The sequence below is a fragment of the Dietzia sp. DQ11-71 genome, assembly GCF_014144995.1.
Taxonomy (GTDB): domain Bacteria; phylum Actinomycetota; class Actinomycetes; order Mycobacteriales; family Mycobacteriaceae; genus Dietzia; species Dietzia kunjamensis.
The window spans coordinates 1-300 of record NZ_JAALDT010000533.1; the positions used below are offsets into that span (position 1 = coordinate 1).

Genomic DNA, 300 nt, shown 5'->3' on the forward strand with positions numbered 1-300 from the left:
CCCGCGAGGCGCTGGTCGAGCGCAGTCGCGCCGAGGTCGCCGACGTGCTCGCCGGGCGCGATGACCGCCTGCTCGTGGTGGTCGGCCCCTGCTCGGTCCACGACACCGAGGCGGCCCTCGACTACGCGGCGCGACTCGCCGCGCTCGCGGAGGAGACGGCCGAGGACCTGCTCATCGTGATGCGCGTGTACTTCGAGAAGCCCCGGACCACCGTCGGGTGGAAGGGCCTCATCAACGACCCCGCGCTGGACGGGAGCTACGACATCCCGCGCGGGCTGCGCACCGCCCGCACCCTGCTGC

General features: G+C 74.0%; 1 pseudogene. It reads left to right on the forward strand.

Annotated features, from left to right (window positions below):
- Nucleotides 1-300, forward strand: a pseudogene (locus tag G6023_RS15690) (3-deoxy-7-phosphoheptulonate synthase); the annotation flags it as partial.